General features: G+C 38.4%; 16 protein-coding genes. 4 read left to right on the top strand and 12 right to left on the bottom strand.

The window, feature by feature from the left end; all coding sequences use genetic code 11:
- Both IHE35_RS02640 and znuD read right to left on the bottom strand, forming a co-directional pair.
- The gene (locus tag IHE35_RS02640) at positions 1-1,464 is read right to left on the bottom strand and encodes a phospholipase D family protein (protein WP_242789164.1); all 1,464 of its coding nucleotides are present in this window, start codon (positions 1,462-1,464) and stop codon (positions 1-3) included.
- 106 nt (positions 1,465-1,570) lie between these two features.
- Entirely contained in the window at positions 1,571-3,715 is a 2,145-nt protein-coding gene (znuD, locus tag IHE35_RS02635; RefSeq protein WP_242789162.1) for a zinc piracy TonB-dependent receptor ZnuD, read from the bottom strand.
- A gap of 141 nt (positions 3,716-3,856) precedes the next feature.
- On the opposite strand from znuD, the gene IHE35_RS02630 reads away from it, so the two are divergent.
- From IHE35_RS02630 to IHE35_RS02615, 4 genes are all read left to right on the top strand, one after another.
- Positions 3,857-4,621 carry a DUF4184 family protein gene (locus IHE35_RS02630; RefSeq protein ID WP_242789160.1) on the top strand — a complete coding sequence of 255 codons (765 nt, stop codon included), beginning with the start codon at positions 3,857-3,859 and terminating at the stop codon, positions 4,619-4,621.
- 162 nt (positions 4,622-4,783) lie between these two features.
- Positions 4,784-6,568, top strand: coding sequence for an aspartate--tRNA ligase (aspS, locus tag IHE35_RS02625; RefSeq protein ID WP_242789159.1), 1,785 nt, complete (start codon positions 4,784-4,786; stop codon positions 6,566-6,568).
- Positions 6,569-6,842: 274 nt separating this feature from the next.
- Positions 6,843-7,709, top strand: coding sequence for a lysophospholipid acyltransferase family protein (locus IHE35_RS02620; RefSeq protein WP_242789157.1), 867 nt, complete (start codon positions 6,843-6,845; stop codon positions 7,707-7,709).
- A gap of 117 nt (positions 7,710-7,826) precedes the next feature.
- Positions 7,827-8,045, top strand: coding sequence for a hypothetical protein (locus tag IHE35_RS02615; protein ID WP_242789155.1), 219 nt, complete (start codon positions 7,827-7,829; stop codon positions 8,043-8,045).
- Positions 8,046-8,055: 10 nt separating this feature from the next.
- On the opposite strand, the gene IHE35_RS02610 is transcribed toward IHE35_RS02615, so the two are convergent.
- The 10 genes from IHE35_RS02610 to IHE35_RS02565 all read right to left on the bottom strand — a co-directional run bounded on the left by IHE35_RS02610 (position 8,056) and on the right by IHE35_RS02565 (position 16,209).
- Positions 8,056-9,273 carry a glycosyltransferase family 61 protein gene (locus IHE35_RS02610; protein WP_242789153.1) on the bottom strand — a complete coding sequence of 406 codons (1,218 nt, stop codon included), beginning with the start codon at positions 9,271-9,273 and terminating at the stop codon, positions 8,056-8,058.
- Between the two features lie 16 nt (positions 9,274-9,289).
- Positions 9,290-10,147: a glycosyltransferase gene (locus IHE35_RS02605; protein ID WP_242789152.1), complete on the bottom strand. Its 858-nt coding sequence runs from the start codon at positions 10,145-10,147 to the stop codon at positions 9,290-9,292.
- 4 nt (positions 10,148-10,151) lie between these two features.
- Complete coding sequence (locus tag IHE35_RS02600) at positions 10,152-11,267, bottom strand: DegT/DnrJ/EryC1/StrS family aminotransferase (protein ID WP_242789150.1); 1,116 nt, start codon at positions 11,265-11,267, stop codon at positions 10,152-10,154.
- A 7-nt stretch (positions 11,268-11,274) separates the two neighbouring features.
- Entirely contained in the window at positions 11,275-11,691 is a 417-nt protein-coding gene (locus IHE35_RS02595) for a MaoC family dehydratase (RefSeq protein ID WP_004813054.1), read from the bottom strand.
- Positions 11,692-12,240: a GNAT family N-acetyltransferase gene (locus tag IHE35_RS02590; RefSeq protein ID WP_004889958.1), complete on the bottom strand. Its 549-nt coding sequence runs from the start codon at positions 12,238-12,240 to the stop codon at positions 11,692-11,694.
- Entirely contained in the window at positions 12,230-12,637 is a 408-nt protein-coding gene (locus tag IHE35_RS02585) for an FdtA/QdtA family cupin domain-containing protein (protein WP_004813056.1), read from the bottom strand. The genes IHE35_RS02590 and IHE35_RS02585 overlap by 11 nt, the downstream gene beginning before the upstream one ends.
- Positions 12,634-13,518, bottom strand: coding sequence for a glucose-1-phosphate thymidylyltransferase RfbA (gene rfbA / locus IHE35_RS02580; RefSeq protein ID WP_242789148.1), 885 nt, complete (start codon positions 13,516-13,518; stop codon positions 12,634-12,636). The genes IHE35_RS02585 and rfbA overlap by 4 nt, the downstream gene beginning before the upstream one ends.
- Positions 13,518-14,576, bottom strand: a complete 1,059-nt coding sequence (gene rfbB / locus IHE35_RS02575; RefSeq protein WP_242789146.1) for a dTDP-glucose 4,6-dehydratase — start codon at positions 14,574-14,576, stop codon at positions 13,518-13,520. Before rfbB ends, rfbA begins: the two co-directional genes overlap by 1 nt.
- Positions 14,577-14,663: 87 nt before the next feature.
- Positions 14,664-15,434, bottom strand: coding sequence for a glycosyltransferase family 25 protein (locus IHE35_RS02570; RefSeq protein ID WP_242789144.1), 771 nt, complete (start codon positions 15,432-15,434; stop codon positions 14,664-14,666).
- Between the two features lie 10 nt (positions 15,435-15,444).
- Positions 15,445-16,209, bottom strand: a complete 765-nt coding sequence (locus tag IHE35_RS02565; RefSeq protein WP_242789936.1) for a glycosyltransferase family 25 protein — start codon at positions 16,207-16,209, stop codon at positions 15,445-15,447.
- Positions 16,210-16,216: the final 7 nt, after the last annotated feature.

The following is a 16,216-nucleotide window of genomic DNA, read 5'->3' as shown; positions in this document are numbered from 1 at the left end:
TTAGAACGTCGACCAGCCACTCCATTCCATAAAACGATACAGCCAATATTTAAAGAGCGAGTTTTCTGCATATTGTGTATAGTCCACACTCATGGAACGACCATTCAGATTTGACCATGCACCCTCAAAATATTGCTGAGCATCCTTGAACACTTCGGCCTGAGGCTGCCCCACTACGCGCATATTGGTTTCCAGATTATAGTTTTTCAGATTCCGTGCGGTGGAATTGGCCGAGCCTAAAATCATTTCAGCTTGCTGAGCATTGCGCTTGATCAGTATTTTACTATGGCATTGTTCACCCTGAGTATGACACCAACGTACCTCGATACCTGCCTTATGCAATTCTGAAGCCACTTGCCGATTTGGAATCCCATTCTTCTCACGGCCAAAGGCATCTTTATTGGGGTCAAGTAGAATCCGAACTTTAACACCGCGTTCATATGCTGCAATCAGACTCTTGATAATTTTGCGCTCGGACAAATAAAACATCGCCAGATCAATCTGCTCATTGGCTTTGGCTGTCTGAATCAGCTTTAGAGTCGCATCATAAATAGCTTTTTCAGTCAGCACCTGCACCTGTGGTTCAGTTTTCGCGGCCTCAAACTCACCGGCAATGACTGTCGGCATATTGGCACCCGACATCATCCCCACACTCTGTTCGGTCTGCAGGATATCCAGCGCCGTTTTGCCTTTAACAATCAGGGCGATATTGGAATGACGGGAACTGCCATCATGAGGGTTCATGGAAGTGACCAGACCTTTCCAGCCTTCATCAGTATCGACTACTAAAGTTTTGCGGTGATTGGCCTTAAAGTTCAGCAGGTTAAAATAGCTGCGCAGGGTAATTTTTTCATCGCCAAATGGATTGGGTAGCCAGCCTTTTTCCGGATTATTGCCAATCCCCTGACAGCACAGGTACCAGAACCCAGACCACATTGGATTGGAGGCGCGTAACGGTGTTAGATCAGTTTCAATCACATCGATACCATGCTGGCGCAATTGCCGGTAATGTTCAGGCACAATGCCCCCATAGACGGAATTAATCGGATCAGTAATAAACTTGATTTCGACTTCAGGTTGCAACAGACGTTTACTGATTAAAGCATCCGTGAGTTGTTGACTTAATGCCTGATGTTCCTGCGTAGATGCCCCTGTTTGCTGATTAAATAAAAACATATCAAGCACGATCAGCGATTTGGCTTCTTCAATCATTTTCAGCATTTCATTAAAAATGCGATGATCTAGCTGCTGCTTGCCTTGTGCATCCAGATAAGTCTGATCAGCCAGAAACTTGACTTCGGCATGACGCAGCTTGCCCGTATAATTCAGACCTTCCGGCAAAGGCTTATACGTGTGGTAGATCGCTGAAGCCAGATAACCCACGGCCAGCATACTAATGATCAAAGCCGCATAACGGCGATTCGACCAGTTCAATTTATTGTGAATTCGTTGAAAGATACGCATAAGAAAAAACCTAACCCAATAGGCTCAGGCTAGGTTTAATCTTATGATTTTTCAAGTAGATTTCAGTGACATCTATTTGATTTAGTCGATTATTTCATCTAGCTTATTAGAAATCATACTGTACGCCAACAGTAAAGTTACGCCCGACCTGCGGAATATTTGACAGGAAAGAGGTATGAGAATAGACCTGATCATCCAGCAAGTTATTGGCTTTGAAATACACCCGATAAGCATTTTTATCGGCAATCGTATTGGCATAGCTTAGGCCAAGATTAACCATATTGTAGCCTTGGGTTTCATCTTCATAACTGGCGATCTTGTCCTGATTAAAGACATGATAATACTCAGCCAGACCTGACCAGCCATCGGCAAAGTCTGCTTCGACTTTGGTGCCTAAGCGACCTGCCGGTACACGTGGGGCATTCTCGCCTTCGATTTTACCGCGCACATAGTCACCAAAGACACTGAGCTTATACATGTCATTGATCTGATAACCAGCTTGTGCTTCCGTACCATAGAATCGAGCTTTGTCTTGTGTATAGTCGACCAAGCGGAAGTCACCTTCACTATCAGTCGTTGAACCATAAATGTAGTTATCAAACCAGTTGTGATAGACATGCACATGATAGTCTAGCTTATCGCCTTCATAATGCAGACCTAATTCAAGATTATTTGATTTCTCAACATCTAAATCCTGATTCCCACGCTCATAAGTATTGGTGGCAAAGTGAACCCCATCTGCATAAAGTTCTTGCGCCAAAGGCAAACGTTGCTGATGCGAGCCAACCACAGAAAGCTTATAGTTTGGCGCAAATTCCCAATTGGCTGCTGCTGAACCTGAAACACCGGTATCTGAGTAATTTTTTTGAGTTGAATCCACATCAATTTTTTGATGTTCTACTCGTGCACCGAGTTCAACATGCACATCCCCGATCTGTTTGTGCTCAAGACCAAATAAACTATATTTTTCAGTTTTGGTATCTGCCATCAGAACACTACTATGGGAATGGCCCTCATGTTCCTCTGTACCACCGGCAAGATTAATTTTTTGCTGGCTATATTGAGTACCAATGACCCCTTCCCAACCAGCGACTGGTTTATGCACAAGTTCTAAACGAGCATCATAACCTTTACTTTTAAAGTTACTAATGACTTCATTTTCTTCCAGTTCATCGTGCTCATAGTCAGTAAAGCTGGCATGGGCACGCAACTTGTCAAAACCGGCAAATGGGTTATTTAACTCAGTGCGCATATCATAACGATGTGATTCCAGATCAACCCATGGACCACCATGTGCGTGTTCTTCTTCAACTGCATTTGGATCTGGTTGCGGTGCTGGGCCATGTCCGCCACAGTGCAATTCATTACCATGTGGATGACAGTCATGATATTCATGACTATGCCCTGGCAAACCATATTGGTCTTGACGGTTGCTATAAGATAGACCAACAAAACCACGATCATGAATCCATGATCCACCAATATTGACTGTTTGTCCTTCTGCAAAGGTATTATCTACACGGCGGGCTTTTTCACGATGAATTTCTTCAATTTCATTTCCATTTTCATCTTCTTCATGATGAGAATGTTCTGTGAAATAACCTGCATGAGCAATATAGTTATTAGCTTTACGTTTTGAACCTTCTACACGTAGAGCAAAGTTTTCACCAATACCCGCTGTCACACCAGCACTTGCCAGTTTTTCGTCACTACCTGAGTTATAACGCAGGCCGACTGTACCTTCCAGACCATCTGCCGGCATTTGGGTCGGAATTTTTTGATCGGTGACATTCACCAACCCACCGACTGTACCGGCACCGTAAAGTAATGTAGATGGACCGCGAATCACTTCTACCTGTTTCGCCAGAATCGGATCAACGGTGACAGCATGATCCGGAGACAAGGTCGAAACATCAGCAGTTTCTGAAGCATGCTGCAACACTTTCACACGTGGGCCATCCTGACCTCGAATGACCGGACGACTTGCACCTGTACCAAACTGATTTGAATAGACACCCAATTCATCTGCCAAGGCATCACCAATGGTGGTAGCACGTTCAGACAACGCTTTCTGATTCACGACCTGATCTGCAACCGCAAAATCTGCTGCGGTTTGTATCAATGGATGGGCCTGAACCTGGATGGTTTCCAGCGTTTGTACAGCTACTGTCGCTTCTTCTTGTTGTGCGAATGCTGATGGCGTAATAACCGCAAAAATAGAGAGTGTTATTAAATTCTTATGAAAAGACATGACCCAAGCTCAAAATGACTAAAATAGAATAATGTTATAATATAACATTTCATTATTTTTGCAATCGTTTACGATAACCAGTGATATATTTTATTAGAATGCTTTTTGAATATTTTTTTATTACATTAAAACATTATTTTTATGCCCTTTACCTTATCGCATGCTGTGCTTGCTCCACCTATTTCACGTTTAAGCGGTAATCGGCTACCGATTGCTGCGATGGCGATTGGCTGTATGGTGCCCGATTTACATCGACTCTTTACTTCGAGCAATTCAAATATCACGCATTTATGGTCTTCGCTGATTCATCCAGACCTCTGGATTGGGCTGGCTTTCTGTAGCATCTGGTATCTGGTTTACCGGCCAGTAATTTACCGTTTCATCGGCATTCAGCATGATTTAAAGATTCACAATATACTTTCAGTTATAAGATTTATCTTGGCGATGTGTCTGGCACTGATCATCGGCACAGCCACTCATTTAATCTGGGATGGTCTGACCCACGTCGATTTTCGGACTTTTGCCTTCCATGAAATCTTAGCGCAACAGTTTCAGTTATTTGGACAAAGTTATCCGCTGCACCGGATTTTACAGATCGGTACGTCCGTGATTGTTTTGCCGTTTATGCTGTGGATGAGTGTGCACTACTATAAAAAGCATCGCCAATATCTCGCAGTCAGTCTGAAAATCAAATCATTTGCCGGAGGCTTATTTTTCTTTTCTATATTAACCGCTCTGTTTTCAGTCTGGGATTATGCACGCTATATTCCTACAGACGTCTGGCAATCAGATCTCTACTATTTTACTGGACGATCTATTAATGAATTTAGTCAGGGCTTCCTAATCACATTCAGCCTAGGCTGTTTACTGTTTTTATTTTTAGACAGAGGTCGCAGGATGGGTTAGATAAAGCGCTGGCTTTTCGTCTATTCACTTTAAAATAATATTGTTTTTGACCCAGGTTCTTGTGACTATATGCCCAAAGAGGCATAATCCTACCTTTACGAAAAGCGGTACGCTGTTTACGTATTCGCTGACCTTAAACCATATAGTTGGATTTTTAACGCTATGATGCGAACTCATTACTGCGGTTCATTAACCGAAGCTCAAATTGACCAAACCGTAACATTATGCGGTTGGGTTCACCGTCGCCGTGACCACGGTGGTGTAATCTTCCTTGACATGCGTGACCGTGACGGTCTTGTTCAAGTGGTTATTGACCCAGATACTCCTGAAGCATTCGCAACTGCCGACAAATCACGTTCAGAATTTGTATTAAAAATTACAGGCCGCGTACGTCGTCGTTATGCAGGGACTGAAAACGCAAATATCACCAGCGGTCAAATCGAAGTTCTTGGTAAAGAAATCGAAGTTCTTGCTGCTTCTGAAACTCCGCCATTCCCATTGAATGACGAAAATACCAACATTTCTGAAGAAGTACGTTTAAAGTACCGTTTCCTGGACATCCGTCGCCCTGAAATGTTAGACCGTTTACGTTTCCGTTCTAAACTGACTAACCTGATTCGTAACTACTTCGAAGAAAATGGTTTCCTAGACGTTGAAACTCCGATCTTAACTCGCGCGACTCCTGAAGGTGCACGTGACTATTTAGTACCTAGCCGTGTATCAAATGGTAGCTTCTATGCACTTCCACAATCTCCACAGCTATTTAAACAGTTGTTGATGGTGGGTGGTATTGATCGTTACTACCAAATCGCCAAATGTTTCCGTGATGAAGACTTGCGTGCAGACCGTCAGCCTGAATTCACCCAGATCGACGTTGAAACATCGTTCATGAGTGACGATGACATCATGGATTTGATGGAAACATTAACCGTGAAGATGTTCAAAGAACTTCTAAACGTTGAATTCGACAAATTCCCACGTATGACTTATGCAGATGCCATGCGTGACTATGCATCTGATAAACCGGATATGCGTATTCCTTTGAAACTGGTTGACGTTGCAGACATGATGCAAGACGTTGAGTTCAAAGTATTCGCAGGTCCTGCTAAAGATCCTAAAGGCCGTATCGTTGCGCTTCGCGTACCGGGTGCAGGTTCATTACCACGTAGCCAGATTGATGAATACACTAAATTTGTAGGCATCTATGGCGCGAAAGGTTTGGCGTATATCAAAGTCAACGAACTTGAAAAAGGCATTGAAGGTCTTCAGTCTCCAATCGTTAAATTCATCGAGCCAATCGTGCTTGATTTGTTGAAACGTGTTGGCGCTGAAAATGGCGACATCGTATTCTTTGGTGCGGACAAAGCAAAAGTTGTAAATGATGCGATGGGTGCACTTCGTGTAAAAATCGGTCATGACATGAAGCTTGCAACTTGTGAGTGGGCACCGCTTTGGGTGGTTGACTTCCCAATGTTCGAAGAAACTGATGATGGTAAATGGACGTCTGTTCACCACCCATTCACGCTACCAAAATCAAGCGTGGAAGAAGTGAAGAACAATCCAGGTGCTGCGCTTTCAGTTGCTTATGATATGGTATTGAACGGTACTGAAATTGGTGGTGGTTCACTTCGTATTTATAACCTAGAAATGCAAAAAGCGATCTTTGAAGCGCTTGGTATTGGTGAAGAAGAAGCAGAAGAGAAATTCAGCTTCTTGTTAAATGCGTTGAAATTCGGTGCGCCTCCTCACGGTGGTTTGGCATTCGGTCTTGATCGTCTGGTAATGTTGATGACAGGTGCATCTTCAATCCGTGACGTAATTGCTTTCCCGAAAACCAAAACTGCTGAATGTCCATTGACTCAAGCTCCAGCGCCAGTTGAATCAACTCAATTGCGTGACCTTGGTATTCGTTTACGCGAAAAACCAAAAGCTGAAGAAGCAAAATAATTTTTAGCGACTGATGTGAAAAGCCCTGCTCTGTGCAGGGCTTTTTTATCGCGATTTTAGCAATTCATTTTTTGATAGTTTTAGCCAAAGCTTTGAGCATAAAAAATATTATCATTTCAATATGAAAATATAGATGAATTTTCCTAAGCTAATTATTTCACCTTATTTTATTTAGCCATTAAGTTGCTTTGCTATTTTTGATAATCTCTTAGATTTTTAGGCACTTATATAATTTTTACTAACAAAATTGCCTAACAAAAGAGTCTTCTTTAACATGTATTTTCTATTAACTTTTTTAGCTCTATTACCTTTACGCATATTACAATCGCTTGGGTACCTGGTTGCTTGGCTTCTATATCAAACCAACTCATCTATTCATCGTATAACACAGATTAATATCCAACTGGTTTATCCTGAACTGAATCCAAAACAACAGAAAAAAATCATTCGAGAAAGCATTCAAAGCCAATGTTTAAGTTATTTAGAATGCATTAAGTTTTGGGGAATGCCTATTGATTACGCTCTTTCACGTATCAATAAAATTCATGGAATTGAGCATTTCAATAATGCTATCAATGAGAAAAAAGGCATCATTGTTATTGTGCCACATTTGGGAAGCTGGGAATTACTTAATGCGTGGCTTTGCACACAAACACAACCCATGATTATGTATAAGCCGAATAGAAATAAAACTATCAATCGTTATATTTTGGAGGCTCGCCAAAAAACAAATGCAATTTTAGTCCCTGCAGATGAAATTGGGATAAGAGCAATATTTAAACATTTAAAACAAGGTGGCCTCACTGTTATTTTGCCAGATCATCTTCCTAAGCCTTCGGGGGGCATCTATGCAGATTTTTTTAAGCAAAATGTTCTCTCAGGAACCATTGTTCCTAAGCTAGCTCAAAAAACACAATGCAATGTTGTAGGTGTAAGCTGCCTTCGAACCAAGCGTGCTGGTCATTTTGATATTCACTGTAGTGCTGTATCAAAGGATATTATATCTAAAGATATACAAACTAGCGTACTCTGCCTGAATCAACATATGGAACAGATGATTGCAGTAGTACCGGCACAGTATATTTGGTCTTATAAACGCTTTAGAAACTGTTTTGGTAATCGCAACCCCTATAAAGCTTAAATCAAATTTCATAAGCATTTGTTAGCTAACTCTTAATTCTGGAAAATAGATTAAATTGAGATTCCGCCCTAAAAATGGCATAATCTTAACGTTCTTTTAAGATAGGGATTGTCTCCCATGGCGATGCGTCCTGCTGTCCGTAATCGTGGCATCATGCTAATTGTGTTTTCAGTCGTTCAATGGCTATTTATGCGCTATATCCTTGCCAACAATCTGTTCTCCTTAGATACCAATGACCGTATTGTCTACTTCTGCTTAAGTAGCATTATTGGTGCTTTCCTGATTTTTGTTGGTTTGATTTATATGGTATTAAAAGGGAATCCTGACAAAGAATAAATTTTAAACTTCAATTTACAGTTGTCATCTGTGTATAGAGCTCAATAAGTTTATTTATATTAATCACATAATTCGAATGAATATCTTGTTTGTTCTCAGATTGATCAGTCAAAATAAATTTTAAATCACAGCCAAAAATTTTTGCCAGTGAAGAAAAAGCTGAAAACTCTGATAAGCGCTCAGGTAACCAACTCATTCCTTGACACCCTTCTTTGCAGAAAATGATATTTGACCATGCAGCACCACTCGGTCCTACGATAAAGTCAGCATGCGTAAATAATGAAATTTGTTCCTCAAATGAATATTCTTCTAGATAAACAGGTTTAAATCCCTGAGAGATAAAATAACTTAGCACCTCAGCTTGATTATAAAAACGTACTTGACTCTCTTTTCGAGCCAAAAATATTTTTTTATAACCCAAGTCTTTTTTATTCACTGCATTAATAAGAATTTTTCTAAGTTTTTTTAAACTATTAATATAAAAATGAGAGTATTCGACACCAGATAAACGAATCTTACTATTAAAAACTAGGTTATTAAAATTATTAACATAAAGTATACGTTGTAATTCAATATCATTTTTTCTATTTACATATTTGATTGGAAGATCAATACCTTTCTCTGTCAAAATTATATTTAATATCTTTCCAAAAGATTCTATTCTTTGAGCAGATATATCACATAGAATACTGTCTATTTGATACTCAGCAAGAATATCATTGTTGAGATATAAAAGTTTAGGGATAATCTCAATAAGCCAATGATAATAGTTAAAACAACCGTTTCCCCCTAGGTAAAGAACGTTATTCATTTTAATTCTTTTTTGATTTAACCTTACCAAGGCTGTATCAGAATTATGCTTTTTAACAAAACCTGCAGAATAATCTGAGTATTCTATAGGTGCTTCTTCTACTCGCTCGACAATCATCTTGTTGTTGGCTCGTAATAATATACAAGATGAAGTAATATTAATTAAAACATGATCAAATTTATATAATTGTATCGATTTTTCAGTAAATTTAAATAACTCTTGCTGTTCAGGCAATTGAGGAGAATAACTCACACACCTCTCATCGCCTGCTAGCATCTGTAGGTTATCGTTGGGCAATTGATCTAACCAAACAATTTTTTTAATATAAATTTTTTTCAACTTGAGTAAAGTTACAAAAAAGCCTGATAAGTTAAAATCTTTCGATGCTGCATAATTCAATAAAATTTGTCTAATCATGAGAAATTGATCCGACTTATTTTTTTTCGCAAATAGATTTAATTAAATAACTTATAGAGTATTTAATTCTTAACAGAAGATAGTTTATATAACTCTTCTCCTTGGCAGGCCGTATTTTATAAAATTTATACACTTTATATTCTGCATAAGGATATCCTTTCTTATCCTTATATTGTTGCAAAATTTTAAATACTTCCTCAAACATGAGTGATTTATCTCTACTAAGATTCGTCTCATGCATTCGATAACCAACGATTATTTCAGGGAGATAAATTAATTTAGCATCATGCTCAGTGAGTCTGAGCCATAAATCCCAATCTTCAACTTTAGTATTTTCATTATAACCTCCTATTTCTTTTAGAAGCTTTAAGTCAATGAGCTGGGACGAAGCTGGAATATCATGTTGATGAAAGAAGATTTCTTGAAATGTGAACTCACGGTAACGCGCATTCTCTTTTACTTTTACAACATCCCCATCATCATTGATAAGCTGATGCGCTCCAAAAATTGCAGCAATATTTGTATTTTTAGTAATTGCTTCAATTTGGATAGTAGTTTTTTCTGGCAGCATAATATCGTCAGAAGCAACTGTACTAAAAAATTCTCCATTAGCTAAAGCAATACCTTGATTGAGAGTTTTGCTCAGCCCTCTATTCTCACGAGTGATAAATAGAAATCGCTCAAAGCGTTTCTCACATAACTGTCGCATTACCTCAATACGCGCAACAGAATCATCCTGCGAACCATCATCAATGACTATTAATTCAATGCGAGCATAAGTCTGATCAATAACAGACTGAATACTTTGTTGAATATATTTAGAATGATTATAACTTGGAATAACAACTGTCACCAATGGTAGTGATGTATTCATTATCTCATCCTTCAAAAGTATTGCATACTGCAATAATTTTCTGTACTTCATCAGCCTGTAAAGTAGGTCCCATAGGTAAACTCAGGACTTGTTCATGAATTTTTTCAGTAATTGGGAAACTTAAATAATTAAGTCCAGAATATGCCTGTTGTTTGTGCGGAGGAATTGGATAATGTATGAGTGTTTGAATGCCTGCCTGTTGTAAATATTCTTTTAGCTGATCTCTTTTCTCACTTTTAATGACAAAAAGATGCCATACATGTTGTGAATATTCCACAGCACTGATATTTTGCAATGGTAGTGAAATTAAAGGATTATCGATTCCTTCAATATATTGCGCTGCAACAGCTCTACGACGGCGAACTTCATCGTCTAAATATTTTAATTTTACGTCAAGCATCGCTGCTTGAATTTCATCAAGACGACTATTTACGCCTACAAATAAGTTTTTATATTTCTCATAGGATCCATAATTACGCAAAGCTTTTAAAGTTTGCGCTAACTCTGCATCATTAGTAGTGATGGCACCAGCATCACCTAATGCACCTAAGTTCTTCCCTGGATAAAAACTGAAACCTGCTGCATCTCCCCAATTACCCGCTTTTTTACCTTCAACTTCAGCTCCATGTGCCTGAGCTGAATCTTCTAATACTAACAAATTATGCTGTTGTGCAATTTGCATAATTGCAGACATATTTGCTAATTGTCCATATAAATGAACAGGTAAAATCACTTTTGTTTTTGGAGTAATTGCTGCTCGTATTGCTTCAATCGAAATATTAAAACTATTTTCATCTGGCTCTACCAAAACAGGTATTAAATGATTGGCTGTAACTGCGAGAATACTTGCGATATAGGTATTCGCCGGCACAATGACTTCATCACCATCTTTGAGTTTGCCCAACTCTTTCCATGCTCGTAAGGTAAGAATTAGAGCATCTAAACCATTGGCAACACCAATAGCAAATTTAGTCTCACAATAATCTGCAAAATTCTGTTCAAATTTCTCTAATTCTTGACCACCAATATACCATCCAGAATCAATGACACGATTACATGCAGCCTTTAGCTCTTCGGCGTACTGATGATTAATTTGCTTTAAATCTAAAAATGAAATCATAATTCAATTATTCACCTGGAATATATAACTCTGCTGTACCTGATATGCATTTCTTACCGTCTATAAATGCACCAGTTTCAAATACAACTTTTTTTCTCTCTTTTATTACGTCGACAACCTCCACGTAATAATCAACAAAATCATTAAGATAAATAGGCTTAGTAAACTTATTCTCTGACTTTAAATATATACATCCAGGACCTGGTAAAGTAGTTGCAAAAATAGTTGAGAAAATACTAGATGCTAATGCTCCATGTACAATTCTAGAACCAAATATAGTGTTCTTCGCATACTCCTCGTTAAGATGCACAGGATTAGTATCTCCAGAAAGTCGTGAGAATCTTTGAACATCCTCAGCAGAGAAACTTCGCTTTAATTCAGCTCTATCGCCTACTTTAATATTTTCAATATTTAGTGTTTGCATTTATTGGCCTAGAAACTTTTGATAATCATTCAGAATTTCATAATATTTTGATGAAAAATAAATATAAAAATTATCTAGCTCATTTCCATCAATATGTTTTGCCCCCAATCTCATATGGAAATTATGTACACTTATATTTTCTTTACGCACATCAAAATGAGATTGATCGAACTTCAAGTGATCAAAAGCTAATTTATATACTAGCAATGCACTTTCAATAGCAGCATAACGAGTTTTATTTTCATTCAAAATCCAACTTCCCCAACAAAAAGAATTAGAAGAAGATTGAAAGTCATATAAGCGAACAGTACCAATAGGAAGATTATTATCATTTCGACAAATAATAAAATAATACTCCTGACCTTTTTTTTCTCTATCCTTATAATTCCTAATCCATTTTTTTTGCTCTTCAACTAAAGTAGAAGTTTGAGAAATATGTTTATTAAGATTAGGATCACTTCTTAACTCACAAATAAAGTGAGCATTACTTTCCTCTACTAAACGAAAATGGACTGTATTGGCTTTAAGTTGATTGATATCAAACTGCATTTTGCACTGCCTTTAGAAAACTTGAATAATTACGTATATAATCCGCTTCACTGAAATGCTCACTAGCTAATATCAAAAGAACACAATCCTCTGAAAAATCATACATTTCTCGCCACATCAAACTTTCGATCAAAAGTCCTTTGGTTGGCGATGACAGTACAACTTCTTCTTTATGATAACCGTTGTCTAAAACAAAACGACATTGACCATGCAAACAGATAGCCACCTGTTTTAAATTTTTATGTGCATGAAATCCACGGGGAGAATTTTGCGTATTATTAAAAATATAATACACACGTTTCAATTCAAAAGGGATGGATTGCATTGATTCAAGTGCGACAAGCCCACCTCGTTCATCACTTAAATCCGGTAAATCAATTAATTGCACAAGACTCATAAACTTTCACGCACTAAAGACATCAAATATTGCCCATAATCATTTTTACTCATGCTTTGACCGATTTCTAACACTTTTTCTTTGCTTAACCAGCCATTATTCAAAGCAATTTCTTCTAGACAGGCAACTTTATAACCCTGACGCTTTTCAATGGTTTCTACAAACTGAGCTGCTTCCAATAAACTTGAATGTGTGCCTGTATCCAACCACGCAAAACCACGTCCAAGTAGTTCCACATTTAAATCCCCACGTTCCAAATACATTTGGTTCACAGTGGTAATTTCTAATTCGCCACGCTCAGAAGGTTTGACCTGTTTAGCAATTTCAACAACATCATTGTCATAAAAATAGAGTCCTGTCACTGCAAAATTTGATTTTGGATGTTTAGGTTTTTCCTCTAGTGACACCGCCCGCTTGTGTTCATCGAATTCAACCACACCAAAACGCTCAGGATCTTTTACTTGATAACCGAATACTGTTGCACCTTTAGCTCGGCTAACAGCCTTTTTTAGCATTGGGGTAAAACCTTGGCCATAGAAAATGTTGTCGCCTAGAACTAGACAGACATTACTATCTCCAATAAATTTTTCACCAATAATAAATGCTTGCGCTAAACCGTCTGGACTTGGCTGAATCGCATACTCTAATCGAATACCAAACTGTGATCCATCACCCAGCAAACGTTTAAACCCATCAATATCTTCTGGTGTACTAATCACCAGAACTTCCTGAATTCCTGCAAGCATAAGTACCGAGAGTGGATAGTAAACCATTGGCTTGTCGTAAATTGGTAATAGCTGCTTGGATACCCCTTTGGTAATTGGGTATAAACGCGTACCTGAACCACCAGCTAATATGATTCCTTTAGTTTGATTTGACATTATATATTTACACCTAATCTTTCACGCTGGTAACTGCCATCTTGCACACGACGGCACCATTCCAGATTATTCAGATACCATTCAACAGTTTTTCGGATACCTGTTTCGAAGGTCTCTTGAGGACTCCAGTTTAATTCTTTTTTGATTTTACTGGCATCAATTGCATATCTCAGATCATGACCTGGGCGATCCTTCACAAAAGTGATCAAGGATTCATATAATTGCCCATCTGCTTTAGGCTTTAATTCATCCAGTATAGTACAAATGGTTTTTACTACTTCTATATTTCTTTTTTCGTTGTGACCACCAATATTATAAGTTTCTCCCACCCGTCCCTCAGTCACCACTTTATATAAAGCTCTTGCATGATCTTCCACAAATAGCCAGTCTCGGATTTGTTGGCCATTACCATAAATTGGTAATGGCTTTTCATCGAGTGCATTCAAAATTACTAATGGGATTAACTTTTCAGGAAAGTGAAATGGACCATAGTTATTTGAACAGTTAGTCAATATTACAGGCAAACCATAAGTTCTGTGCCATGCGCGAACTAAATGATCTGAACTTGCTTTACTTGCAGAATACGGCGAACTTGGCGCATAGGGAGTTGTTTCAGTAAATAGATCTGTGGTTCCTTCCAAATCTCCATAAACTTCATCTGTCGAAATATGATGAAAACGAAAATTCTTTTTTGTTTGTTCATCAAGATTCAGCCAATATTTTCGGGCCACCTCAAGCAAAGTATAAGTACCGATAATATTGGTTTGCATGAAGGCTGCCGGACCATCAATAGAACGGTCCACATGCGATTCAGCAGCGAGATGCATTACAACATTTGGCTGAAATTCATGAAAGAGTGCTTCAATTGCAGTCTCATCACAAATATCAGTTTGACTAAATTGATATTGATCACTTTGTTGAACTAGGCCTAATGACTCTAAATTTCCAGCATAAGTAAGTTTATCTACATTTAAAACATGATGATGAGTGTTTTCAATAATATGACGTATTACAGCTGAACCAATAAATCCAGCACCACCAGTTACTAAAATACGCATTTCAAGCTATTCCTATCATTTCATCACATTTATATTTAATGCTTTTAAACAAGTCTATCCAAACCTTCATTTTCTGTTGGCTTAACTTTATTTAAACTCTACTCGTTGACCAACTAAAGCATATTTCACTTGCTTCAGCACACGCAAAATCTCAAGCTGAATTTTCGCCCAGCCTTTTTTCTTTTGCTTACGCATACGTGCTTTACGTTCAGCAAGCAAATCACTTGAGAGTACAGTTTTCTTTTCAGGAAAAAGCATCATTTCCTGAATACATAATGCTGGTGTCATCTGGTAAACAGGATGAACTTCCTCTCGGATAAATTCATCAAACATGACTTGATCCAGAGGAATTAACTGAATCTGATGCACATAGTCCAAATATTTTTGTGCACCCTTCAGACTTAAAATATAGCCTGCTGTACCCAAATTTTTTCCTTTTAAACGGACAATCTGACGTGCTCCATGAGTAACATCAGCCTTATTACCACTTAAAAAAACTTTATCAGCAAAGGCTTCTGTTTTAATGATGTCCCAACTTGCATGAATCCAATCTGAATCATTTAATAAATCAGCAGCATTCTCTCCCAAATACACATCATCTTCAAATACAGCCAAATAAGGAATCTGCTCATCTACCATTTTTTGCCAGATCGATACATGACTCATAAAACAGGCTAACTCGCCAGAAGTCAGAAAATCTTCGTGCACTTTTAGTGCCATTTTTTCAGCCAGCGGTTTTGCTAAATCCGGTGTCAATGCATCAAAAAATTCAAAACCGATATTCTGTTTACCAAATTCTTTCTGAATATGCTCACGACGAGCATCAGCTGTTTTAAGACTAATTACAATGTTTTTCATACAGATTTACTTACTTTGAAGCCATTAAGTGTTTAAGGGCATAATAGCGGTCACGCCACATCCGCTTCTGCTTCTTTAAACCATGTGATAGGCCACGATTTTCTTTTGCCTTACGCGATACACCTTGTGAGGCTACGGTACCCAGAATATCACTGTCTAAACCTGCAGGTTGAACTAACGCAGGCCATACACCTAATCCCTTTCCATTTTTACTCAACCAGGTCTGAAAGAAAATATCGACAGGCATATTCATGTTCTTACCTGCTTCTATAAATGCTTGAGCACCCTGACGTGACCAGATTAAACCTAAACCACGGATCGGGAAATAGAATGCATGCCATACACTCATATCTTCGATCTGGGTAATATCCTTCGCCAGTTTTTTCTTTTTAGCTGCAATATTGATTAAATACCAGTCTAAATCCTGATGCTGTTCAAGATACGCAAACAGACCATCCAGTTTTAACTTGAAATCTAAATTGATCTTCATGTCATCTTCAAGCACAACCAGATAATCTGCATCAGTATTCAGAAATTTCTCTGCACAGCCATAATGACTCAAATAACACCCTAATTCCGAGTTCATCAGGCTACGACCTAAAATCTGTTGCGCACCTTGATCATCATAGTTGGCAAATTCAGTTAACGCTTTACCACGACCATCGACCGCAGAAAAACGCTCGAAAGGCCAGTTTACAGCCTCTAGCTGCTGCGTTGCCCGCTCAAGCCGTTCATGACTACCATCCAGATTTATCAGATAAGTGATTACTTTCATCATGAAC

The sequence above is a fragment of the Acinetobacter sp. ASP199 genome (genome assembly GCF_022700675.1).
Lineage (GTDB): Bacteria > Pseudomonadota > Gammaproteobacteria > Pseudomonadales > Moraxellaceae > Acinetobacter.
Note: the sequence above shows the minus strand (reverse complement) of the source record. Positions and strands in the feature narration are given on the sequence as shown.

Excerpts from the sequence above, each read along its gene's own strand:
- IHE35_RS02640 (WP_242789164.1), bottom strand. The coding sequence starts at position 1,464 with ATGCGTATCTTTCAACGAATTCACAATAAATTGAACTGGTCGAATCGC.
- znuD (WP_242789162.1), bottom strand. The coding sequence starts at position 3,715 with ATGTCTTTTCATAAGAATTTAATAACACTCTCTATTTTTGCGGTTATT.
- IHE35_RS02630 (WP_242789160.1), top strand. The coding sequence starts at position 3,857 with ATGCCCTTTACCTTATCGCATGCTGTGCTTGCTCCACCTATTTCACGT.
- aspS (WP_242789159.1), top strand. The coding sequence starts at position 4,784 with ATGATGCGAACTCATTACTGCGGTTCATTAACCGAAGCTCAAATTGAC.
- IHE35_RS02620 (WP_242789157.1), top strand. The coding sequence starts at position 6,843 with ATGTATTTTCTATTAACTTTTTTAGCTCTATTACCTTTACGCATATTA.
- IHE35_RS02615 (WP_242789155.1), top strand. The coding sequence starts at position 7,827 with ATGGCGATGCGTCCTGCTGTCCGTAATCGTGGCATCATGCTAATTGTG.
- IHE35_RS02610 (WP_242789153.1), bottom strand. The coding sequence starts at position 9,273 with ATGATTAGACAAATTTTATTGAATTATGCAGCATCGAAAGATTTTAAC.
- IHE35_RS02605 (WP_242789152.1), bottom strand. The coding sequence starts at position 10,147 with ATGAATACATCACTACCATTGGTGACAGTTGTTATTCCAAGTTATAAT.
- IHE35_RS02600 (WP_242789150.1), bottom strand. The coding sequence starts at position 11,267 with ATGATTTCATTTTTAGATTTAAAGCAAATTAATCATCAGTACGCCGAA.
- IHE35_RS02595 (WP_004813054.1), bottom strand. The coding sequence starts at position 11,691 with ATGCAAACACTAAATATTGAAAATATTAAAGTAGGCGATAGAGCTGAA.
- IHE35_RS02590 (WP_004889958.1), bottom strand. The coding sequence starts at position 12,240 with ATGCAGTTTGATATCAATCAACTTAAAGCCAATACAGTCCATTTTCGT.
- IHE35_RS02585 (WP_004813056.1), bottom strand. The coding sequence starts at position 12,637 with ATGAGTCTTGTGCAATTAATTGATTTACCGGATTTAAGTGATGAACGA.
- rfbA (WP_242789148.1), bottom strand. The coding sequence starts at position 13,518 with ATGTCAAATCAAACTAAAGGAATCATATTAGCTGGTGGTTCAGGTACG.
- rfbB (WP_242789146.1), bottom strand. The coding sequence starts at position 14,576 with ATGCGTATTTTAGTAACTGGTGGTGCTGGATTTATTGGTTCAGCTGTA.
- IHE35_RS02570 (WP_242789144.1), bottom strand. The coding sequence starts at position 15,434 with ATGAAAAACATTGTAATTAGTCTTAAAACAGCTGATGCTCGTCGTGAG.
- IHE35_RS02565 (WP_242789936.1), bottom strand. The coding sequence starts at position 16,209 with ATGAAAGTAATCACTTATCTGATAAATCTGGATGGTAGTCATGAACGG.